General features: G+C 40.8%; 19 protein-coding genes. 13 read left to right on the top strand and 6 right to left on the bottom strand.

Annotation, left to right across the window (positions count from 1 at the left end):
- Positions 1-127: 127 nt before the first annotated feature.
- Both FGG79_RS02095 and FGG79_RS02100 read left to right on the top strand, forming a co-directional pair.
- Complete coding sequence (locus FGG79_RS02095; RefSeq protein WP_138776099.1) at positions 128-808, top strand: response regulator transcription factor; 681 nt, start codon at positions 128-130, stop codon at positions 806-808.
- Complete coding sequence (locus FGG79_RS02100) at positions 805-2,214, top strand: HAMP domain-containing sensor histidine kinase (protein ID WP_138776100.1); 1,410 nt, start codon at positions 805-807, stop codon at positions 2,212-2,214. Before FGG79_RS02095 ends, FGG79_RS02100 begins: the two co-directional genes overlap by 4 nt.
- Positions 2,215-2,235: 21 nt before the next feature.
- Here FGG79_RS02100 and FGG79_RS02105 read toward each other — a convergent pair whose 3' ends face one another.
- A complete protein-coding gene (locus tag FGG79_RS02105) occupies positions 2,236-2,757 on the bottom strand; it encodes an Hsp20/alpha crystallin family protein (RefSeq protein WP_138776101.1) in 522 nt (173 codons plus the stop codon).
- 531 nt (positions 2,758-3,288) lie between these two features.
- On the opposite strand from FGG79_RS02105, the gene FGG79_RS02110 reads away from it, so the two are divergent.
- The 3 genes from FGG79_RS02110 to FGG79_RS22245 all read left to right on the top strand — a co-directional run bounded on the left by FGG79_RS02110 (position 3,289) and on the right by FGG79_RS22245 (position 7,701).
- Positions 3,289-6,135, top strand: a complete 2,847-nt coding sequence (locus FGG79_RS02110; RefSeq protein WP_138776102.1) for a 2-oxoglutarate dehydrogenase E1 component — start codon at positions 3,289-3,291, stop codon at positions 6,133-6,135.
- 19 nt (positions 6,136-6,154) lie between these two features.
- Positions 6,155-7,399 (top strand): 2-oxoglutarate dehydrogenase complex dihydrolipoyllysine-residue succinyltransferase, encoded by a 1,245-nt coding sequence (gene odhB, locus FGG79_RS02115; protein WP_138776103.1) that lies wholly within the window; start codon positions 6,155-6,157, stop codon positions 7,397-7,399.
- Between the two features lie 173 nt (positions 7,400-7,572).
- Entirely contained in the window at positions 7,573-7,701 is a 129-nt protein-coding gene (locus FGG79_RS22245; RefSeq protein WP_276607949.1) for a hypothetical protein, read from the top strand.
- A 209-nt stretch (positions 7,702-7,910) separates the two neighbouring features.
- Here FGG79_RS22245 and sda read toward each other — a convergent pair whose 3' ends face one another.
- Positions 7,911-8,045 carry a sporulation histidine kinase inhibitor Sda gene (gene sda, locus FGG79_RS02120; protein WP_138776104.1) on the bottom strand — a complete coding sequence of 45 codons (135 nt, stop codon included), beginning with the start codon at positions 8,043-8,045 and terminating at the stop codon, positions 7,911-7,913.
- Between the two features lie 421 nt (positions 8,046-8,466).
- On the opposite strand from sda, the gene FGG79_RS02125 reads away from it, so the two are divergent.
- The 3 genes from FGG79_RS02125 (at position 8,467) to FGG79_RS02135 (ending at position 11,913) form a co-directional block, all read left to right on the top strand.
- Positions 8,467-10,104 carry an AMP-binding protein gene (locus tag FGG79_RS02125; protein WP_138777538.1) on the top strand — a complete coding sequence of 546 codons (1,638 nt, stop codon included), beginning with the start codon at positions 8,467-8,469 and terminating at the stop codon, positions 10,102-10,104.
- A gap of 191 nt (positions 10,105-10,295) precedes the next feature.
- Positions 10,296-11,177, top strand: coding sequence for a gamma-glutamylcyclotransferase family protein (locus FGG79_RS02130; protein WP_138776105.1), 882 nt, complete (start codon positions 10,296-10,298; stop codon positions 11,175-11,177).
- Between the two features lie 109 nt (positions 11,178-11,286).
- Positions 11,287-11,913 carry a DedA family protein gene (locus FGG79_RS02135; RefSeq protein WP_171050752.1) on the top strand — a complete coding sequence of 209 codons (627 nt, stop codon included), beginning with the start codon at positions 11,287-11,289 and terminating at the stop codon, positions 11,911-11,913.
- A 35-nt stretch (positions 11,914-11,948) separates the two neighbouring features.
- On the opposite strand, the gene FGG79_RS02140 is transcribed toward FGG79_RS02135, so the two are convergent.
- On the bottom strand, positions 11,949-12,281 hold the full coding sequence (locus tag FGG79_RS02140; RefSeq protein ID WP_171050753.1) for a hypothetical protein: 333 nt from the start codon (positions 12,279-12,281) through the stop codon (positions 11,949-11,951).
- Between the two features lie 109 nt (positions 12,282-12,390).
- Positions 12,391-12,597 (bottom strand): zinc ribbon domain-containing protein, encoded by a 207-nt coding sequence (locus FGG79_RS02145; protein ID WP_138776108.1) that lies wholly within the window; start codon positions 12,595-12,597, stop codon positions 12,391-12,393.
- Between the two features lie 152 nt (positions 12,598-12,749).
- Here FGG79_RS02145 and FGG79_RS02150 point away from each other — a divergent pair, with 152 nt between their 5' ends.
- The 5 genes from FGG79_RS02150 to FGG79_RS02170 all read left to right on the top strand — a co-directional run bounded on the left by FGG79_RS02150 (position 12,750) and on the right by FGG79_RS02170 (position 19,046).
- Positions 12,750-12,953 (top strand): DUF6501 family protein, encoded by a 204-nt coding sequence (locus tag FGG79_RS02150; protein ID WP_138776109.1) that lies wholly within the window; start codon positions 12,750-12,752, stop codon positions 12,951-12,953.
- A gap of 115 nt (positions 12,954-13,068) precedes the next feature.
- The gene (locus FGG79_RS02155) at positions 13,069-13,974 is read left to right on the top strand and encodes a GNAT family N-acetyltransferase (RefSeq protein ID WP_138776110.1); all 906 of its coding nucleotides are present in this window, start codon (positions 13,069-13,071) and stop codon (positions 13,972-13,974) included.
- Positions 13,975-14,099: 125 nt separating this feature from the next.
- Complete coding sequence (locus FGG79_RS02160; protein WP_138776111.1) at positions 14,100-14,981, top strand: ATP-binding protein; 882 nt, start codon at positions 14,100-14,102, stop codon at positions 14,979-14,981.
- A gap of 10 nt (positions 14,982-14,991) precedes the next feature.
- Complete coding sequence (locus FGG79_RS02165) at positions 14,992-16,911, top strand: vWA domain-containing protein (protein ID WP_138776112.1); 1,920 nt, start codon at positions 14,992-14,994, stop codon at positions 16,909-16,911.
- A gap of 560 nt (positions 16,912-17,471) precedes the next feature.
- On the top strand, positions 17,472-19,046 hold the full coding sequence (locus tag FGG79_RS02170) for a cation:proton antiporter (RefSeq protein WP_138776113.1): 1,575 nt from the start codon (positions 17,472-17,474) through the stop codon (positions 19,044-19,046).
- 159 nt (positions 19,047-19,205) lie between these two features.
- Here FGG79_RS02170 and FGG79_RS02175 read toward each other — a convergent pair whose 3' ends face one another.
- Both FGG79_RS02175 and FGG79_RS02180 read right to left on the bottom strand, forming a co-directional pair.
- Positions 19,206-20,510 (bottom strand): aldehyde dehydrogenase, encoded by a 1,305-nt coding sequence (locus tag FGG79_RS02175; protein WP_138776114.1) that lies wholly within the window; start codon positions 20,508-20,510, stop codon positions 19,206-19,208.
- 301 nt (positions 20,511-20,811) lie between these two features.
- Positions 20,812-21,951, bottom strand: coding sequence for a toxic anion resistance protein (locus tag FGG79_RS02180; RefSeq protein WP_138776115.1), 1,140 nt, complete (start codon positions 21,949-21,951; stop codon positions 20,812-20,814).
- Between the last annotated feature and the right edge of the window lie 2 nt (positions 21,952-21,953).

Consider the following 21,953-nt stretch of genomic DNA (forward strand, 5'->3'; position numbering starts at 1 on the left):
TTTCAGTTTTACAGCGATTACGTTAATGACGTATCAAGGCATTGAAATATTTCATGCCCTTAATGATTTTATTTTTAACAAAAGTAAATTAAAATAATAAGTATTACGCATTAGAGCAGGTGATCATGTGAAGAGAATATTAGTCATAGAAGATGAAAAGAATCTTTCTCGATTCATTGAATTAGAACTTAAATACGAAGGATATGAAGTGGGTTTGGCCTATGATGGACGAGAGGGACTGGAACAAGCCTTGAATGAGGAATGGGACATCATCCTCCTGGACTTAATGCTGCCAGGGCTTAATGGTTTAGAAGTGTGCAGACGAATCCGCCAGCTTAAAACGATCCCGATCCTCATGATTACAGCAAGGGATAGTGTCATGGACCGGGTATCGGGTCTTGATAGTGGAGCGGATGATTATATCATCAAGCCTTTCGCTATCGAAGAGCTATTAGCTCGGCTGAGAGCTGTGTTTAGACGTTCCCCTAAAGAAGAATCAGGTGCTACTCAAACCACCTTCCGTTATCGTGATATCACCGTTCATAAAGAGTCACGGCAGGTGTTTAAACTCGATGTAGAAATCGAAGTGACTAAACGGGAATATGATCTGTTAGTGGCCTTTTTAGAGAACAGGAATATCGTATTGACCCGTGAAGTACTCCTGAATAAGGTGTGGGGTTACGAAACAGAAGTTGAAACGAACGTAGTGGATGTGTATGTACGATACTTACGGAACAAAATTGATTCACCTGAAGAAGAGAGCTATATCCAAACTGTCCGTGGAACAGGTTACGTGATGAGGACATGAAAACATTTATCGATCGTTTCAAGCCTTCTTCCCTTAAAGCGAAGTGGGCTTTTGCTGCCGGTTCGGCGATCTTTCTCGCCTTTTTCTTATTTAGTTTCTTTCAATACCATGCCATCAGTAAATGGATGCTTGATGAGGAAGAAAATAATTTTGGGCGTGTGCTGGATGAGATTACCGTTTTTTTTAAGCAAAGAGGACCGAAAATTCAACTCCAGGATATTTATGATAGCCGGGATTTAATGAAGCAAATCGCTGAAAAGGACCAGACGATCAGGATTTTAGATCGCCAAGGAAATCAAGTATTGGAAATCAGGGGAGAAAATGAATCAGCATTCTATGTACCCTTTCAACCAGTCCGGGATAAATCAGTTGATCTGATTGAGTCTGAAGGGAAGCAAATGCTCATTGGCAGGTCCCCAATACGATCAAGTCAGTTCAACGGCTTTGTAGAAATCATTCAACCTTTGAACCGTTACGAAAAGATCATGAAAAATCTCTTTTGGATCATGACTATAACAGGAATCCTTGCGTTGCTGATCAGCGCCTTCGTTGGCTATTTTATGGCGAAAAGCTTTGTGAGGCCATTGAATAAACTTTCAGAAACCATGAGATCAATTGAACGGAAAGGATTTCATGAAAGAGTGGAAATTGTTAAAGCCCATGATGAAATCAGTGATCTGTCGCAAATTTTCAATAAAATGATGAGTCAGATAGAAAAGTCGTTTCAACAGCAACAGCAATTTGTGGAAGATGCATCTCATGAATTGAGAACACCCATCCAGGTGCTTGAGGGGCATTTGGCATTACTGAACAGATGGGGGAAGAAAGACCCAACCATACTTGAAGAATCCCTGCAAGTGTCATTAGAGGAGCTTGAACGAGTGAGAAGGCTTGTTGGTGAATTGTTAGAGTTATCAAGAGCGGACAGGGAGAAATTTGATTTGCAAAACTCCCATGCAAATGTACAGGAAGTTGTAGAAAAAGTGATAAGGGACTTCAAGTTCCTTCACAAGAATTATACATTTTCATGTGTGGATGAATTGGACCATGAAGCAGTCGCAACCATCTTGCCAAGGCACCTAGAGCAAATCATGATCATCCTTTTGGACAATGCTGTGAAATACTCTGATGAGTATTCTACGACGGAAGTGAAAATGATGAATCATGAGGATGAAGTGATGATTGAAGTCAAGGATGAAGGAATTGGGATTCCAGAGGAAGACCTTCCGAAAATATTTGATCGCTTTTACCGGGTGGATAAGGCGAGGAGCCGGGAAAAGGGCGGATATGGTCTCGGCTTAGCCATCGCATCGAAACTAATACAAAACTATAATGGTGAAATCACAGCGTTGAAAAATCAGCCGGAAGGGACCACCATTAGGATATCCCTAAAGTACGCTCATTAGATTACTATGGAAATAGACGTCTCAGTATTTTTCTGAGACGTCTATTTCTGTGTACTGTAGATCAATGCTTTTGGGAATCTTTAGCTCTAAAATGCCATCCTTATACTGAGCCACCGCCCCTTTTTTCTTCACTAAGCAAGGGAGTGTGATCACTTGTCTTTCATCACTGTCGGGTATGTTTTCAATGAAGGCTTGATTCGATGTGTGGAAAATCTTTAAAGATTTCATCCATTCCTCATTCGGAACATGGAACCGGATATAGACATCTTCAAATGTTTCAAAAATGGTAGTTGGAACAGATGAAGAAGATCGAGAAGCCTCATCCCGTTGGGTTTTCTGTCCTTGATTGCCCATCATTCCCATCGGATTCGAGAAGGATTGAGCACCGTTCATCATGTCATTTGGATTCATCATACTTTCCCATCCGCCCGGGAACATTTTCTTCATCATGCCTTGAATATATGAATCCATTTCCTTTGGATTCATTTGGTTCATTTGATCTTTCATATCTTTATTGAAAGGGAATAAACTCCATGGGAACATGTGAACCACCTCACTTTAAAAAAATAGGCTAATTGCCTCCTGATTGTTCTATCCTATGCAATGTGTGGGCGATAAGTTCATGGACAGATCACTTGCAAAATCACTAACTATGACTCTATAAATAGGTAATTCCACAAAAAAACCTCTAAAATGACAAAAAATATTTGGTTTTTTTAGGTAACAGTAGTAAGATTGTTTATGAAAAAAGCACCCTCGTATAAGGGAAACAAGAAGGTGAAAGAGAAAGCGCTTAATAAAATATTATTTCAGAATAGTCGATTTAGAAAAATGTTTTCCTTTAAATTATTATGGGAATATAAGTAATATTCATGTAACACAAGCAGAAAACAAAATTTTAAGAAATTTGTTATAAAGACTTTATCTTACTACTGCACAGTGATAAAATGTCCTTGTAAGCGTTTTAATGTAGTTAAATTACTATTCTTGCATAATGATTAGCATCGATTTCATTATCAGAATACATGATACCCAAATTATACTAACTGGCAAAATAGTTGGAGGTTTTTCACAATGAAAAAACAATCGGCAAAAGGGGAACCATGGCAATCGTTTTACGGACCCAATCTAGGCTATGTTATGGAGGTTTATGAACAATTCTTGGAGGATCCTTCTGAAGTTGATCCTGAATTAAAGGAATTATTCGAGCAATGGGGACCTCCTACAGTTGAAGATGTCAAGGTCATCGCGAGCGCTCAACACGGAGATTCATCCTTTACATTACCCGAACAACCCACTGCCCTGAGTAAAATGGTAGCAGCGGTGAAATTAGCAGATAATATTCGTACATATGGTCACTTAGCTGCGGATATTAATCCCTTAAATGACCGAGATAAAGATACTAGGAGGATTGAACTTTCAGAATTCAATCTGACTGAAGAAGATTTAAAGCATATCCCTGTCGATTTCCTATGCCCAAATGCACCTTCTCACATTAAGGATGGTTTGCAGGCAATTCAACATTTAAGACAGGTCTATACAAACAAATTAGCCTTTGAATATGCTCACGTCCATGAGCTTGAAGAGAAGAATTGGTTAAGAGAAAAGATTGAGTCTGAATCTTATTTCACACCACTTTCTAAGGACAAGAAACTCGCGTTATTAAAACGCCTGGCCCAAGTCGATGGGTTTGAAAAATATGTTCACCGTACGTTCGTAGGTCAAAAGCGCTTCTCGATTGAAGGATTGGATACCATGGTTCCTTTACTGGACGAAATGGTTCGTTATTCAGTGGAATCAGGAGCTAAGACGGTTAATATCGGTATGGCGCATCGAGGGCGTTTAAACGTTCTGGCACATGTTATCGGAAAACCTTATGAAATGATCTTTGCAGAATTTCAACATGCACCGAGCAAGGATTTAATTCCATCTGAAGGCTCGATCGGCATTACGTTTGGATGGACAGGTGACGTGAAGTACCACTTAGGTGCTGATCGTGAAATCTCTCCACAGCAATCGCCTACAGCGAGAGCTCGTGTCACACTAGCAAATAATCCGAGTCATTTGGAAGTAGTGAGTCCGATTGTGGCAGGATACACACGTGCTGCACAAGAAGTTCGTGAAGATCGTGGATACCCTGAACAATCACCTGAAGCTTCTTATGCCATCATGATTCACGGTGATGCGGCTTTTCCAGGACAAGGCGTTGTAGCAGAAACATTAAATATGAGTCAATTACGAGGATATAACACAGGTGGATCTATACACCTTATAGCAAACAATATGATCGGCTTCACGACTGAAAGCCGTGATTCACGCTCCACGAAATATGCATCAGACACTGCTAAAGGCTTTGAAGTCCCGATCGTGCATGTCAATGCAGACGATCCCGAAGCGTGTGTTGCTGCAGCAGATCTTGCCTATGAATATCGTAAAACATTCGGAAAAGACTTTGTGATTGATTTAATCGGCTACCGCCGTTTTGGTCACAATGAAATGGATGAACCGATGGTGACCAATCCATTAATGTATTCTGTCATCCAAAATCATCCTAATGCGAAGAAGCAATACGTTGATCGGTTAGTTTCAGAAGGTGTAATCTCTGAAGCGGATGTTGAGAAAATGGATAAAGACATCGAAGAGGAACTAAAAGCAGCTTACGACAAAGTCCCATCCAAGGATGAAGATCCTGATACTGTTCTTGCTCCACCTGAATATGTTGCAAACGGTTTGCCTGAAATTAATACAAGTGTAGATATTAATAAGCTTGAAGGGTTAAACAATGAACTTCTTCAATGGCCAGAAAGCTTTAATGTTTTCAAGAAATTAGAACGAATCCTTCAGAGAAGAAGCCAGGTATTTGAAGGTAAAGGGAAAATTGACTGGGCACATGCCGAGACGTTGGCGTTTGCTTCGATCTTGAAAGATGGTACGCCGATTCGCTTGGCAGGGCAGGATTCAGAACGAGGAACATTTGCTCAGCGCCACCTTGTTCTCCATGATGAGAAATCCGGAGAAGAATATATACCTTTACACAATCTGAATGATAGTCATGCTTCCTTTGTAGTCCTTAACAGTCCTCTAACAGAAACAGCTGTTGTTGGTTATGAGTATGGATATAATGTCTTCGCACCGGAAACACTGGTTCTCTGGGAAGCCCAATTTGGAGATTTCTCCAATATGGCACAGGTGATGTTTGATCAGTTCATCTCAGCTGGTCGTGCGAAATGGGGACAAAAGACTGGACTGGTTATGCTATTACCTCACGGATATGAAGGTCAAGGACCAGAACACTCAAGTGCCCGCTTAGAACGATTCCTGCAACTGGGTGGAGAGTATAACTGGACAGTTGCCAATTGTTCTACAGCCGGTCAATACTTTCATGTTTTAAGACGTCAGGCAGCAATTTTACAAAAAGAAGAAGTAAGGCCACTGGTCATCATGACGCCGAAAAGCTTGCTTCGAAATCAATTTGCAGCCGTCACAGCCGAGGAACTGGCTCATGGAGAATTCCATTCCGTTCTTGAGCAAAAAGGTCTTGGAGAAAATCCAGACACAGTTGAACGAGTTGTATTATGTAGCGGGAAGATTGCGATTGATTTAGAAGAGAAGATTCAAGGTATGGACGATAAGGATTGGTTACACATTCTTAGAGTGGAAGAAATCTACCCATTCCCTAAAGGGGACATCACAGCCATCCTGGAAAGGTACAAGAACTTGAAAGAAATGGTCTGGATTCAAGAAGAACCTAAGAATATGGGAGCGTGGACGTTTGCCGAGTCGCGCCTGCGTGATATTGCACCAGAGGGTGTCGAGGTACATTATGTAGGAAGACGGAGACGTTCAAGCCCATCAGAAGGTGATCCAACCGTACACAAAAAAGAACAATCAAGAATCATAAATGAAGCGTTAACTCGATAAGAAAGAGGAGGACATCACAGTGGCAGAAATTAAAGTTCCAGAATTAGCAGAATCAATTACAGAAGGCACGATTGCCCAGTGGCTGAAACAGCCAGGGGATTATGTGGAAAAGGGCGAATACATCGTCGAGCTTGAAACGGATAAAGTGAATGTAGAAGTCATTTCAGAAGAAGCAGGTACAATCCAGGAACTAAAAGCTGATGAAGGCGATACGGTAGAAGTTGGTCAAGTCATTGCCATCGTTGGAGCAGGGGGAGAAGCACCAGCCACTCCTGAGTCAAAGGAAGAAACAAAGGAAGAGGCAGCTCCAACACAAGAAGTGAAAGAAGAAAAGGCAGCGGAGGAAAAACCAGCGAAAGAAGACAAGAAAAATCGTCCAATCGCCTCACCTGCAGCACGGAAGTTGGCCCGTGAAAAAGGAATCGACCTTTCGGAAGTGCCAACAGATCCACTAGGCCGTGTACGTAAGCAGGATATTGAAGCTTATGGTAACAAACCAGCTGAAGCTCCTTCAAAGCCTGCTTCACAAGAGAAGAAAGCACCTGCTAAGAAAGATAATGGAAAGCCAGTGGTTCGTGAGAAAATGTCCCGCCGTCGTCAAACGATTGCGAAACGCTTAGTCGAGGTTCAACAAACGGCAGCTATGTTAACAACTTTCAATGAAATCGATATGAGTAAAGTAATGGAACTGCGAAAACGTAAAAAGGATAAATTCTTCGATGACCACGATGTAAGACTTGGGTTCATGAGCTTCTTTACGAAAGCAGTTGTAGCAGCGCTTAAGAAATTCCCGTATGTGAACGCAGAAATTGACGGAGATGAAGTTGTTCTTAAGCAGTTCTATGATGTAGGCGTAGCGGTATCGACTGAAGATGGGTTGGTTGTTCCAGTTGTACGAGATTGCGAACGCAAAAACTTCGCAGAAATTGAAGGGGAGATCATGGAACTTGCCACTAAAGCAAGAAACAACAAATTATCCCTTGGAGATCTGCAAGGAGGATCATTCACCATTACAAACGGTGGTGTGTTCGGTTCATTATTATCTACACCAATCTTAAACGGACCACAAGTCGGGATCTTAGGAATGCACAAGATTCAACTTCGTCCTGTTGCGATTGATAAGGATACAATGGAAAATCGCCCGATGATGTACATTGCATTATCATATGATCATCGGATTATTGATGGGAAAGAAGCGGTTGGATTCCTTGCAATGATCAAAGATTTACTTGAAAACCCTGAAGACCTACTACTTGAAGGTTAAGTAGTCCTGATTGAAAAGAATAGATGAATGTTTGGCTGATTCATATATCCATTAATGGAATATGAATCAGCTTTTTTTTTCACGATTCTTTACCATCAGCATAAAATATGGATAACTAAAATAAAGTTTACTACAGGAAACTTATGGACAGTAGAAGGAAAGAAGGTATAGACATGAAATCATTCAACTCAAAAAAAGTGATTCAGTATTCCTACCTATTTCATAAAATAGGAATACTTGACAGTGATCAATACAAACAAATTGAAGAATACCATGGATCTAAAGGGAAGAAAAACAGTTAATGAAGGAACACCTTCTTGGGCAGTGCCTCCTTAGCCCGAGAAGACTCCATTTACACTCTACGTTTACGGGTAACACTAGCTTTAAAATAGCAACATGTATAGAGGTAAGAGCCTAACGAAAAAAAAACAGACTCAAACATTCGAGTCTGTCAGAAAAAACGTATCTCAGGGGGTGAGATATAAGCCAAAATTCTATTTTAAAGTCATTGTCAAGATTTCCTAAAAGCTTTCAGTCCTCGGCTACGAATTTCTTTCTTAAGAAGCAAAATCCAGTCTTGATCATTCCCTTGTTTCTCAGCATCTCGATAAGCTGCCACCAACTGTTCATTACTTAAGATTTTCATAACCAACCTCCCAGGAAATGTGTAAAATATAGAATTTTCTATATTTTCTATTTATTCTACATAGAAAACCATCATTTGAAAAGAGGGTTTTTATAAAATCCTTCAAAAGTTGTATTTTTAGTTATTTTGGTGAAAATGGTTTGGTCGGCATGGATTTTGTCTATAAAAAGAAGTTATGCTCAACTGTACTCTGATGAAATTTGTCATGTTTTTACCAAGAAGGCAGGATGATGACGATTTCCCAACAGGCTTAAAATGAGAAATTTAGTTGAAGACATTTCCGATTAATTAGTTTGAATATTTTCATTTTTGTGATAATATACACGCATAAGGAACTGTGAAAATCACTTAATGGATTACGTTACAGAGAGGTTCCAGGTACAAGATGGTTCAGATTAAGGGGGAATTTCATTTGTCAGAGATCTTACACACTACAGTAGGGGAGCTTCTTGAAGAAAAAGCACGGATTCAGCCTCAGGTCGAAGCGGTAGTCTATGCAGACAGAGGTCTAAGATGGTCTTATCATGAGTTTAATCAATTGTGCAGACAAGCTGCAAAAGGATTGATCGAACTGGATATTAAAAAAGGAGATCATATCGCCATATGGGCGTCTAACACTCCTGAGTGGTTAGTTAGCCAGTTTTCAACTGGAAAAATGGGAGCCGTACTGGTGACCGTTAATACAAATTATCGAACGTCAGAATTAGAATATCTACTCAAGCAATCTGACAGTCAGACAATTATTCTCATGGAAGAATTTCGGGGAGCTTCCTATATAGACATGCTATATGAGATTTGCCCGGAATTGAAATCCTGTAAACCAGGGGAATTAAAGAGTTCAAAGCTTCCATGTTTGAAAAATGTCATTGTGCTGGGTGAGAATTCATATCCAGGTACATATAGTTGGGGAAATATCGTGGAGATGGGAAAGAATGTAGAGGACGTTAAACTGGAAGAAAGACTCTCAAGCCTGTCTCCCCATGATGTGATCAACATGCAATACACCTCCGGGACAACCGGGTTCCCGAAAGGCGTCATGCTTACTCACTCAAATATCGTAAACAATGGATACAATATTGCCGGATGTATGCGACTTACAAGTGAAGATCGTTTATGTATACCCGTTCCGTTCTTTCATTGCTTTGGTTGTGTATTGGGAGTTCTTGCGTGTGTTTCTGTAGGGGCGACGATGGTTCCATTGCAGGATTTCGACCCCAGGAAGGTCCTGCAAACGGTCCAGGATGAAAAATGCACAGGGCTTCATGGAGTACCAACCATGTTCATTTCCGAGTTGAATCTACCTGACTTTGATCAATACGACCTGTCCACATTACGCACTGGGATCATGGCGGGGAGTAATTGTCCGATCGAAGTGATGAAGGGCGTAATGGAAAAAATGGGGGCAGATGAGATTACGATTGCTTATGGTCAGACCGAATCTTCTCCTGTCATCACTCAAACACGTACACATGATCCGATCGAATTAAAGGTAGAAACAGTTGGTAAAGCCTTGCCAAATGTGGAAGTGAAGATTGTAGAGCCTGGATCAGATAGAGAAGTTCCAAGTGGCGTTCAGGGAGAATTGTGCACCAGAGGATATCATGTAATGAAAGGGTATTACAAGAATGAAGAAGCTACGAAGCTCTCCATTGACCATGAAAGCTGGCTTCACACCGGAGATCTGGCAGTCATGGATGAACACGGCTATTGCCGAATCACAGGTAGGTTAAAAGATATGATCATTCGAGGCGGTGAGAATATTTATCCTAGAGAAATTGAAGAATTTCTGTACTCCCATCCAAAGGTATTAGATGTTCAAGTCATTGGGATTCCGGATGAGGTTTATGGCGAAGAGGTAATGGCGTGGATTATTTTGAAAGAAGGGCAAACCGCTACTTCAGAAGAAATAAGGGAATACTGTACCGGGAAGATCTCCCGCCACAAAATTCCAAGGTATATTGAATTTACCGATTCATACCCTATGACGGCCTCAGGTAAAATACAAAAGTTCCGGTTACGGGAGCAGGCGAAAGAGACAGCTATTCCAAAAATGAAGTGAAAAAATTGAAAGCGTTTCCTCTAAAAAGGACGATCCCATTGCACGGGGAAAGTCCTTTTTGTGTTCATTTAATCGTATAATGGGAGGAGAGTATAACTGAAATTTCAGAGATCTTTTGATAAAATGAAAGAGAGCTACTAACTTAATTTAACAGTAATATAGTTATGTAAACAATAGGAAGGGGTTATCGTGTGTACGTATTTGTCTATGGCACGTTAAGAAGGAACGAGAATAATCATGACTTATTAAAAGAAGCAACACTGGTTCGGGAACAAGCTTGGGTAGAGGGAGTGCTGTACGATACAGGAAAGGGCTATCCGGCACTGAAAGAAGGTAATGGAATAATTTATGGAGAAGTGTATAAGATCAATTCCACGATCCTTTCGGCTTTAGACGAGCTTGAAGATTTTCTTGAGGGGCGTGAAGAGAATCAGTATATCCGTAATCTCAAAAAGATAAACACGGATTCAGGAGTCATGGATGCATTTGTGTATTATTCTGAAACCGAAGACTTCTTTCAAGCGGAAATTACTTCTGGAGACTGGAAGGTCCATCAGTTTATAAACAATCAACCGGAGAGAACCCTCTATTTCGCATATGGGTCCTGCATGGATGATGATCGCTTTAGAAGAGCTCAGGTAGACCATCATTTTAAGAGCTGTCTCGGCGCAGGTGTATTGAAAGGTTATACAATGAGGTATCTCTTTAAAGTCCATGATGGGGGTAGGGGAGATATCATTGAAGATGGAGGGAATATGGAAGGGGTCGTCTATGATATTCCGCAGCAGGCAGTAGAATACTTGTTTACGAGAGAAGGAGTGACACCTGGTTGGTATAGAGCTTCTTTCGTAGACATTTTCATTGGTGATAAGCTTTACCCGGATGTATTAACCTTTATCGTGAAGGCAAAGTATGAAGAGACCTGCCCGCCTGATCATTATGCTAAGGAAATACTCCGTGGAAGCAAGCCACATGTAAGCAAGTGCTATCATGAAAAATTGCAAAAGCAATTAGTGGATATTGGTATGACAGAAGTTCAGGTTCAGAACCTACTTTCCGAAAACAAGGTCTAGGGGATACCGTCTTGCTAACGTTGGTTTTCATTCAAATCCATATGGGTATTTTAGTATAAAATGACTTGGAGGGGCACTCGGAGTCCCTTGGTTTGAAATGGGGTGTAAGATGGATTTTCTACTGAATTTGGTCGATCAATACGGCTATATAGCCATGTTCCTTTTTAGCTGGTTGGTGTTCTTTGGATTACCGTTACCAAATGAATTGGCGGCAGCGTTAGCCGGGTATCTTTCTGAATGGAGACATTTTGACACGTATACTTCCTTTTTCTTTATGTATAGTGGATTGCTTTCATATGGGATTTTCGCGTTTTTAAATGGGAGATACCTAGGTACAAAGCTCAATTCCCGTCTGATAAAAGGGGGAAAATCAAGGAAACTCATTGAAAATGGAGAAAGGTGGATCAACAAATACGGTCCATTTGCGATTTCGTTCAGTTATTTTATACCTGGTATTCGATTATTCATGCCCTATATTGCAGGGTCATTAAAAGGGATTTCTTTCACGAAGTTTGTCCTCTATGCTTCTCCTTCTGCGTTTGTATGGGGGCTTGTTTACTTTCAAATTGGGAGATACTTCCCAAAAAGCTTCCAGCGGGTGGTGGAGGAGATAAGTGTGAAAGCAGGAATTGTCTTTGTCCTGTTATTGATAGGGGTAATCATCTACGGTCTAGTGTTCACAATGAAAAAAAATAGGTATGAAACAAAATGGAAAAAAGTGAAAGCCCCTAAATAGAAATAGACTGAAGGAAGCGTACCGCTCTCATCAGTCTATCTGTCTTGCTCATCCACAATGATTGTAAAGAATTTTCCGAACATCCCTATGGCTTTAACTGTAGTTCGGGTGCCCGTTTCATCCTCGTAGATCTTACCGATTGTGTTGAAAAGCAAATACCCATTCTTAATATTGGAACCAGTCTCAATTAAGGTCTTGTAAGAATGCCCATCCATTTCCCTCGTGCAGGTAATGGTTTCATGACATTCGATATGATATTCATCCATTAACCATGAATAAAACTGATCTTCATTTGGTCGATGAGAACTCATATAAAAGATCAATATAATTGAGCCCCACATACCGATCTTGCGTAAGCCTTTTTTCACTTGAATCGAACCTTTCCACCAATAATCTCCTATAATATACCATATAATTGAGGTGGTGTGACAAAATTCTCAATAAAAAGACATTAATTTTGTCCCGAAATACTAGTCTTTAACCTAAAAACAGGTCCAGAATATTCGAAGCAGACGAACTCTTCTTGTTGTACAATTCACAATAGCCGCAATTCTTACAGTAGACCACTGTGAATTGATTATGCTGAACGTCGAACATCTTTGATAGGCCAGTGCCCGAGGTTGAAATATCCTTTGTTCCTGCTTCAGTTCCCCCGCATTTCATACATCCTTTTTCATGATTCATGATTATTTCCACTCCTTTTCAATATCTACCTATATTTACGGCTTAAGGCGAAAAAAAGTTTCAACTATTCCCAACTCACAATAGTAGTTGAACTAATGGCTCTGTAAGAATATACTAGTAGCATAGTTTTATTCATTAAGGAGGTTATTGAGTTGATCCATCAGACTTGGACGGAAAGTAATACAGGAAAAAAAATAAAGTGTGTACATACAGATGCAAAGAAATACACCGTGGGAAATGTACTGACAATCGGTAAAGAATACGAAGTGAAGAATGAATCAGAAGATTATTACTTCGTGATTGATGAAAGTGGAAAAATGGGTGGCTTCTACAAAGAGTATTTTGAAGAAGTGTAAACCATAGACCATCCTTCCAGCTGATTTCTTCTCCGTAAGGGAAGAGATCAGCTTTTTTATTCATCCCTTTTCGCAAGGGTTGTTGCTATTGTATTGAAGAATGGGGGAGAAGTGAATGGAGCAAGTCTTCAGGATGCGAACCATTACCTTAGAGGATCTTTCTTCTATGGTTGAGCTGTTCAATCATTATGAAACAAATGTATTTGGTGAGGTACAAACCAGTGAAGAAGAAATACACGTAATGTTAACCTCCCTTTCTGAAGTAGATCGTATTGGTCTCTTTCTTGAAGGAGATCTTGTAGCCATTTCTATCCTGACTGAAAAGGATCATCGACTGCCTGCATTGATCTTGGCTGAACCAAATGAACAAATGGAACGTTATATAACTGTGCTTGCAAAAGAGTTAATTGATTCAGCTAAAAAGAAGAAAGACCAACTGGACGACCGGAAAACCATCATCTTATCAGCAAACCTTGGTGCAGAGAAGCGGGCATTTGAGAAGTGTGGATTCACTCCCACCCGTTTCTGGTATCAAATGAAAAAAAATCTTGAAAACATTTCGGATTTACCTCTTCCCTCAACTTATAAGCTTACAAGCTTTGATCCAGAATCTGAAGTAAACATCCTTCATGAGGTATTTGAGGAGGTTTTCGCTGACCACTTTGACTATCATCCTTCAAGCATAGAGGAATTCCAGAAGCGGTTTCACAAGCCATCATTTGATCCAAGCCTATGGTATTTGTTAAGGCAAGAGGACCGTGTAGTGGGGTTTGTCTTTTGTTCTGTTAATGATGAAACCAAACTGGGGGAAATCACTCACTTGGGGATTCGCAGAAACTGGCGGCGTAAAGGTCTTGCTCATTATTTGCTTAACCATGCATGTGCGGTGCTGAAAGAACATGGAATGGATACAGCAGCTCTATCAGTAGACAGTGAGAGCCATACGGATGCCGCCATCGTATACCAGAAAGCAGGGATGTATGTTTATAGAGGATTTACTCGTTATGATTTGCCCATATAGATGATGAAAACACCCAGATAAGGGTGTTTTTTTCTGAAAGGATGGATGAATCAGACAGACCCTTTGCAGTGTAAGCGCTATTACATGTAGAATGACTAGTATGTGAAATGAAAGGATGTCAAAACATGAATATTGAAAGACAATTACCACAATCGGTAACTCATATTATAAATGAAAGAAAGCAGGAATTCTCTGATACTCTTCACACTTCTTTAGTTGGCGAAGGTGGATATACAGCCAGCGAGGATTATATCATTGAAGACAGTATTATCGCTCTGTCCATCGGGAAAAACCTTCTCCTTAAGGGGCCAACAGGTTCTGGGAAAACGAAGCTATCAGATACGTTGTCATCGATTTTTTCCCAACCGATGCATAGCATCAACTGTTCAGTGGACCTGGATGCAGAAGCGTTGTTAGGGTATAAAACAATTAGCGAAAAGGACGGGAAAAATACGATCGAATTCATCGAAGGACCTGTTATTCAGGCGATGAAAAAGGGTCATTTATTATACATTGATGAAATCAACATGGCGAAGCCTGAAACATTACCGATCTTAAACGGTGTGTTGGATTACCGGAGAAGCATCACGAATCCGTTTACTGGTGAAGTGGTAAAAGCTGCGCCATCATTTGGTGTTGTAGCTGCCATAAACGAAGGATATGTAGGGACTGTACCCCTGAATGAAGCCTTGAAAAATCGTTTTGTCGTCATTGATGTCCCTTATATAGAGGGAGAGACGTTAATGAGTGTCATTGAAAGTCAGAGTAAGCTCTCTGATTCTAAGCTGATCAGTCAGTTTGTCGCCCTTTCCTCCGACTTGCTCGTCCAAGTGAAAAATGGTCAGATCTCAGAAGAAGCGGCATCCATCCGTGCCCTTCTTGATGCCTGTGATCTGACGGTTTATCTGCCTGCCAAGCGTGCAATTCAGCGTGGTATTGTCGATAAGCTCGAAGATGAACGTGAAAAAGCAGCTATTCTCAATATAGCAGAAACCTTATTTGAATGAGGGATTTGTAATGCATCGATTTATTCAATTTAATGATGAAACCATAGATTCTTTTTTAGTGATGGAAATGGCCGATTTAACGAAAACACTTTCTAAAAATGGGGACATGAATTTGAAATACGGACCATTCTCTTATCTTGATTATAAAGAGGAAGCGGTCTATGTCAGTCATTTTTGGGATCATCGAAAAAAGGAAGAAGAAGTACACGGGCTCAAAAGTGATATCTATTTAAGGACAATCGGCAATTACCACGAAACTGCGAATGAAATGGTAGTCGATTATATTAATAAAGTGAAAGGGACCACTGTTTCCAAATTCGCCAAGCAGCTATTTGTCATAGGAGAAGAAACACGTTTGGAGGAAATTTGTAAATCCAAGCGACCTGGAACGAAAAAGTCATTTGAAGTGAGAAGGAAATTATACCGACAGCACTTCGAAGCACAGCTCAAAGTAAACTTAACAAAGAGTGTGTTCACCGACTCCCTCTTCAATTCGATATTCCTTCTTCTTCATGCTCAATCGCCTTTAGAGGAACCGGTGAATATTAATGAAGAGATCGATTTAGCCATGCCGTTTATTCATAGACAAATCACCCGTCTCTTTGAGACCCGGACCACGAATGATGTTGTGGGGATTTGTTTAGAAATCGTTGAGGTGGTAGATGAAATCGTTCGCAAAGATATGTTGAATGAGTACTTTCATTTACCAGAAGACGTATATGTCACGGAGGAATTGTTCAGTGAAACATTTGATGATCTAAAAAGAAAAGATCCACTTGCCAATCAGGATGTCCTTGAAGATGAGAGTACAGGAGAAGAAGAAGTGTTCGATGAAGAATTTCGCACCTGGCATCGGGAAACGAGTGACAAAGGGGAATCCTTTCTACAGTTTGATTTAGATCAAGGGTCTCAGTCCGATCTGATGGGAGAAGGGGTCCGTGAAGGGGATGACGGGGACCAGGCAATGGCCATGGTTCAAGGCTCAGCCAAGGAAACAGATCAAGATCAATACCAAAATGTGAAGGCCGCGGAGCAAGAAAGGGAAGAACTCGGTGGAGGGGATGGGCAGTTTGGCAAGGACAATCGCTTTGCAGTTCCTCACTTTCTCACACCTTCCATCCCTACCTCTGAAGAAAAGAGTTCCTATAACCTGAACAAAGGATTGATTGCTCCCTATCAAAAAAAGCTCCAAAAGATGATCGAAAAAACATTGGAACATAAGCGAATTCAGCCTCGGAGCGATCTGCATTTCGGTAGGTTAAACAAAAAGCTGCTGCGGTTTATCACTGACGATAATCCGAGACTTTTCTATAAAAAGCAGAATCCTTCCTCAGAAATTGATGCAGTATTTTCGCTATTGGTGGATTGCTCTGGTTCCATGTTTGACAAAATGGATCAAACGAAACTCGGGATTACATTGTTTCATGAATCACTCAAATCCGTTCGAGTCCCACATGAAGTCGTCGGTTTTTGGGAAGATACCAATCGTGCGACTAAGACCAGTCAACCTAATTATATGAATCCTGTCCTTGATTTCTATTCTTCCTTGAAGCCAAACAGCGGTTCTGAAATCATGCAGTTGCAGCCTGAAGAAGATAATAGGGATGGATTTGCCATTCGTTTAATGACAGAACGAATCCTGAAGCGGAATGAAAAGCAGAAATTTCTGCTTGTTTTCTCTGATGGTGAGCCTGCAGCGATGGAATATGAGCAAAATGGGATTGTCGATACCCATGAAGCAGTATTAGACGCAAGAAAGCAGGGGATTGAAGTCATAAACGTCTTTTTAGCGAACGGCGAGATTGATGAAGGACAAAGAAAGACGATACAAAACATTTACGGGAACTACAGCATCCTCGTTTCAGATGTAGAAGAACTCCCGGATGTACTGTTTCCATTACTCAGAAAATTACTGTACAAAAGTATTTAGACGGAACCTAAGAAGCCGACTGCATCGTGACGATGCAGTCGGCTTTTTTTGACCCTTTAAATGATCATTCACTTATGGTGAATGCATGCCCTTTAGCGATAAAAAAAGTTTAAATAGTTCCAGGATGAGAATATATCAGCCTTTAGAACGAGATGAAATCATTCATCCACCTCATTCAGAGAGTCGAGTACTCGCGTAGACTAGACGTAACAAGAATAAAAGGGGATGGAGAACATGACGAATTTATCAGATTTACAAGCAGGTATACAAGAATTTCACAGAATAAATCACTTCTTAAATCAAGAAGGATGGAAGCAAACGAGTTCGTCGAAAAAACGCTATTTTTCTATTGGTTTCAAAAGACACAATAAATGATGTTATGGTTTTGTTCAGAGAGGGAAAAATTGTATACTTAAGAAGGATGACTATTTTGTAGTAAAGTAATAGTCATTCTTTTTTTTGTTGCTGGGTATAGGCGAGTCATTTTCATACAAAGGGGAAGATTAGTAAATAGAACATGAGGGAATAGAAACTAGGGTACAAGGGAGGATTCGATACATATGCATGAATTAGATATGCATCATATTTTTGAACTGGGTCTTTTTTTAGTTATGATAGCAGCTGGGATCACGGCTATCGCCAAGAAATTCAAGCAACCTTATCCGATTGCTCTCGTGATCGTTGGTGCTTTGATTGGATTATTTAACATACCTGTATTAGAACCACTTAAAGACTTCATTACAGAAGGGGAAATCTTTAATTTCGTCATTATTACATTATTTTTACCGGCACTTTTAGGAGAAGCCGCTTTGAAGCTTCCTTATTCCCATCTTCGTGCGAATAAGGAGCCAATCATCGCTTTAGCATTTGGAGGAACCTTGATATCATTCCTAATCATCGGTTTTTCAGCTTATTATTTCTTTGATTTCTCGATTCCAGCAGCGTTTGTGTTCGGAGCACTAATGAGTGCAACGGACCCTGTAAGCGTCTTAAGCATATTCAAGAGTGTCGGTGTCAAGAAACGGTTGGCGGTTGTCATAGAAGGTGAAAGCTTATTTAATGATGGGCTAGCTGTCGTCCTATTCAATATTTCAGCGTTCTACCTCGTATCATACATAGATGCTGGATGGGCGGGCCTTGGAAGTGGAATATGGGAGTTCATCCGGGTCGTATCATTAGGGGTGATCATTGGTGGTGCATTAGGCTATGCCTTTTCCATTTTAACGAAGTATTACGATGATTACCCACTTGAAATCATCTTTAGTGTCATATTATTTTACGGATCATTTCTCCTGGCAGAAAGCGTCCATGCATCAGGAGTGATTGCCGTCGTCATTGCAGCCTTGATCTTCGGGAATTTTGGCGGGAAAATCGGTATGAGCCCCACTACGAAATTGAATATTAATAGTTTTTGGGATGTGGCCGCCTTACTTGCGAATTCCCTTGTATTCTTAATGGTTGGTCTTGAAATAACGAGGATTGATTTGCTTGAGAAGTGGCCTTATATATTTGCAGCGATACTCGTAGTATTAGTAGCCAGGAGCATTGCCGTCTATACAAGCTTGTCATTGATCGGTAATTTTCCTCATTTGTGGAAGCATATCTTGAATTGGGGAGGATTGAAAGGGTCCCTGTCAATTGCCCTGGTGCTCAGTCTGCCACATGATTTCCCAGGAAGAGAAGATGTGCTGATACTGGGCTTTAGCGTTGTACTATTCAGCCTTGTGGTACAAGGACTGACCATTAAACCATTAATCAAAGTGCTGGGCATTAATCCAAAAGAGGAAGGGCACGAAGAATTTGAGAAATTGCTCAGTCAGCTTCACAGGTATGAGACAGCCATTTCGGAAATTCATCGTGTGAAACAAAAGCTCTATATCACAGACCCGGTCTCCAATGAACTCATTGATACGTACAAGAAGCGAATCGACATGCTTAAAGCGCAATTGGATGAATTATTTGAGCGCAATCCTGTACTGAAAGCAGATCAGCTTTCTACTCTGAAAAAACATGCTTTATACGCTGAGTATGACGCTATCACCAAGCTTGAAAAAGAAGAGATCATCAGTAGCTCCATTGCGGAGAAGGAATACGATGCGATTACCAATAGCATCGTTCATAATGAGGACAAATAGGAGAAGTATATTGGCTCATTTTTCTCATAAAAAAAAGAACCCTTACGCTCAATTGAATTTGAGCATAGGGTTCTTTTTCAACTGCAGACTTTTCAGTAATGCTTAAGAAGCAATGAACTATACATTAGGAATTCATTCGATAAATTAGCAGTCCATGTCTTATTTATTCGAGAGCTTCAGAATGCTCTTGGAGTGTGAGAATGTATCGAAGCTTGCTTTCCCGTGATACGCTCCCATGCCGCTATCGCCGACCCCACCGAATGGAAGGTAGTGAGAGGTCATGTGGTTTATCGTATCGTTGATGGCTCCGCCTCCGAATGAAACATTGGTTAGTACGTCTTCCTGAAGGACTTGATCGTCAGTGAACAGATAAAGTGCCAAGGGCTTAGGACGTTTCACAATTTCGTTGATTATTTCGGATGGTTCATCATACTCGATGATTGGAAGGATTGGTCCGAAAATTTCATCCTGCATGACGGGATCATCCCAGAAAATAGAATCAAGAATCGTCGGTTCTATGACCAGATTGGTACGGTCTGAATCGCCACCTGCTACCACGCGTCCATTATCAAGGAAGCTGTTCAAACGGTCAAAGTGTCTTTCGCTCACAATGTGACCAAAGTTGGGATTGTGGATAATATCCTCTCCGTAGCTTGCTTTGATGACGTCCTTCATCTTCGTTAGAAGTTCGTCCTTCACATTGCGATGGACGAGTACATAATCGGGAGCAACACACGTTTGACCAGCATTTGCGAATTTTCCCCGTGCGATGCGCTTAGCCGCTTCATCCAGGTCGGCGTCCGAGTGTACGATCGTCGGACTTTTCCCACCGAGTTCAAGTGTAACCGGTGTTAAATGCTTGGCAGCCGCTTCCGCCACGATTTTCCCAACGCCTGTACTACCTGTGAAGAAGATATAATCAAAATTTTCTTTAAGCAGTGCAGTGCTTGTATCTACTTCACCTTCTACGACATGCAAATACTCTTCAGGGAAGTGATGATTGATGAGTCCTGCAAGCAGACTTGAAGTACTTGGAGTCAATTCAGATGGTTTCAGCACAGCGGTATTACCAGCTGCAATCGTGCCTACAAGAGGGGCAACTGCAAGTTGGAAGGGATAATTCCAAGGTGCGATGACCAGTACCGAGCCATAAGGATCCTGATGAATGAAGCTGGTTGCGCCTTCGTGGGTAGCGGGTGTTTTCACCTCTGTTGGAGCTGCCCATTCAGCGAGGTTCTCCAGGGTAAAGTCGATCTCACCGAGCACAAGTCCGATCTCTGCGCGCTTCGCTTCTATTTCCGATTTATTCAAATCTTTCTTTACCGCTTTGATGATATCCTGCTCATGTAATTGAACCAGGTTTTTTAGTTGTGTCAACATTTCGATCCGGAAGGCAATATCTTTTGTTTTGCCGGAACGGAAGAATGATTGTTGTTTATTTAGAAGGTCTTGATAGTTTTCCATCGTAAAAACTCCTTTATCATTCTGATTGGTAGGTGGTTGTTTTGCTTTTCCCTGGATATAGTGGAAGTAATCATGGTATATATTTTTGCTCTGACTATTTAATTGTGTGCAATTTATTGAGGTGTCAATTATTTGCATGTAAAGACTATAATATACTCAAATCATATTTGCAAAACATCTGATTATGGGGTTTTCATTTAAGGACATTGATATACGCTATTTATTCCCGTTCACACTTCTGCAGGTAGGGGAAGGGAATAAAAAAAACTAACGACTGTTAAGGAGCCGCTAGCTTCTATTTTTATTTTCTAATTTCAATCAGTTTATGTTTCAAGTCATTTTCCATCGTGACCATTTCTTGTTCGGCCTGCTGTCGCTTTTGTCGACCTTCAGCTTGGATGGCCAACGTTTCTTCAATAGTGGAAATGAGGTTTTCCTGTGTTTTCTTCAGCGTATCAATATCAATGATTCCTCGTTCATTTTCTTTTGCCGTCTCGATGCTGTTGGTTTTAAGCATCTCTGAATTCTTAAGTAGAAGTTCATTGGTCGTACGGGAAACTTGTTTCTGAGCAGCTACTGCCTTCTGTTGATTGAGAAGGGTGAGGGCGATGGCGATTTGATTCTTCCAGAGTGGAATCGCTGTCAGGACAGAAGCCTGAATTTTCTCAGCCAGTGCCTGGTTTGTATTTTGGATCAATCGGATCTGCGGTGCCGATTGAATGGTCATTTGTCTGCTTAGCTTTAAATCATGAATCCGCTTATCCAACCGATCGAGGAACTGCATGGTGTCATTAACTTCCTGATAAATCAGTTCATCATCGGTTTCTTCTGCTTTTTTACGTAATGATGGCAGCAAGGTATGTTGAATTTCTTCCCTTTTCACTTCAGCCGCCGCAATGTACATATTAAGGGCTTGAAAATAGTCTTTGTTTTTTTCATAAAGGGTTTCCAGTAGACGATTGTCATCTAGAAGTGTCTTTTGAGAATGCTCCAGCCTGACTGAAATGCGATCGATTTGTGATCCGATCTTCTGGTATTTTGACAGGACCTCCTGAAGAGAGGAAGAGACTTTCCGGAATAGCCTTTTGAAAACACCTTTTTGCTTAGTGCTCAGCTCATCAGGATTCATTTGCTCAAGCTTTTTCATTAAATCACTTAACACATCTCCAATGGGACCGATATCCCTTTTTTGAACATGATCGAGCATGGAATGAGAGAAGGTAGAAAGCTGGGTTTGTGCAGCAGTTCCATATTTTAAAATGGCTTCATAGTCTTTATAGTCGATTTGAGCCGCTAATTGCTTTGCCTTTTCCTGCTGTTCTTTAGGTAATCGGTCGATTAGCAAAGGAGACGTTTTCTGCCCACTGACTGCAGATGTGTCATCTCCAAACGGGTTCGAAAGCAGCATATCCAATTCTGTTTGTTCATTTCGTTGCTCCATGA

This window comes from Bacillus sp. BHET2, from assembly GCF_005938125.1.
Classification (GTDB): Bacteria; Bacillota; Bacilli; order Bacillales; family Bacillaceae_B; genus Rossellomorea.

Excerpts from the sequence above, each read along its gene's own strand:
- FGG79_RS02155 (WP_138776110.1), top strand. The coding sequence starts at position 13,069 with ATGGAGCAAGTCTTCAGGATGCGAACCATTACCTTAGAGGATCTTTCT.
- FGG79_RS02145 (WP_138776108.1), bottom strand. The coding sequence starts at position 12,597 with ATGAATCATGAAAAAGGATGTATGAAATGCGGGGGAACTGAAGCAGGA.
- sda (WP_138776104.1), bottom strand. The coding sequence starts at position 8,045 with ATGAAAATCTTAAGTAATGAACAGTTGGTGGCAGCTTATCGAGATGCT.
- FGG79_RS02105 (WP_138776101.1), bottom strand. The coding sequence starts at position 2,757 with ATGTTCCCATGGAGTTTATTCCCTTTCAATAAAGATATGAAAGATCAA.
- FGG79_RS02175 (WP_138776114.1), bottom strand. The coding sequence starts at position 20,510 with ATGGAAAACTATCAAGACCTTCTAAATAAACAACAATCATTCTTCCGT.
- FGG79_RS02160 (WP_138776111.1), top strand. The coding sequence starts at position 14,100 with ATGAATATTGAAAGACAATTACCACAATCGGTAACTCATATTATAAAT.
- FGG79_RS02180 (WP_138776115.1), bottom strand. The coding sequence starts at position 21,951 with ATGGAGCAACGAAATGAACAAACAGAATTGGATATGCTGCTTTCGAAC.
- FGG79_RS02100 (WP_138776100.1), top strand. The coding sequence starts at position 805 with ATGAAAACATTTATCGATCGTTTCAAGCCTTCTTCCCTTAAAGCGAAG.
- FGG79_RS22245 (WP_276607949.1), top strand. The coding sequence starts at position 7,573 with ATGAAATCATTCAACTCAAAAAAAGTGATTCAGTATTCCTACCTATTT.
- FGG79_RS02170 (WP_138776113.1), top strand. The coding sequence starts at position 17,472 with ATGCATGAATTAGATATGCATCATATTTTTGAACTGGGTCTTTTTTTA.
- FGG79_RS02110 (WP_138776102.1), top strand. The coding sequence starts at position 3,289 with ATGAAAAAACAATCGGCAAAAGGGGAACCATGGCAATCGTTTTACGGA.
- FGG79_RS02135 (WP_171050752.1), top strand. The coding sequence starts at position 11,287 with ATGGATTTTCTACTGAATTTGGTCGATCAATACGGCTATATAGCCATG.
- FGG79_RS02165 (WP_138776112.1), top strand. The coding sequence starts at position 14,992 with ATGCATCGATTTATTCAATTTAATGATGAAACCATAGATTCTTTTTTA.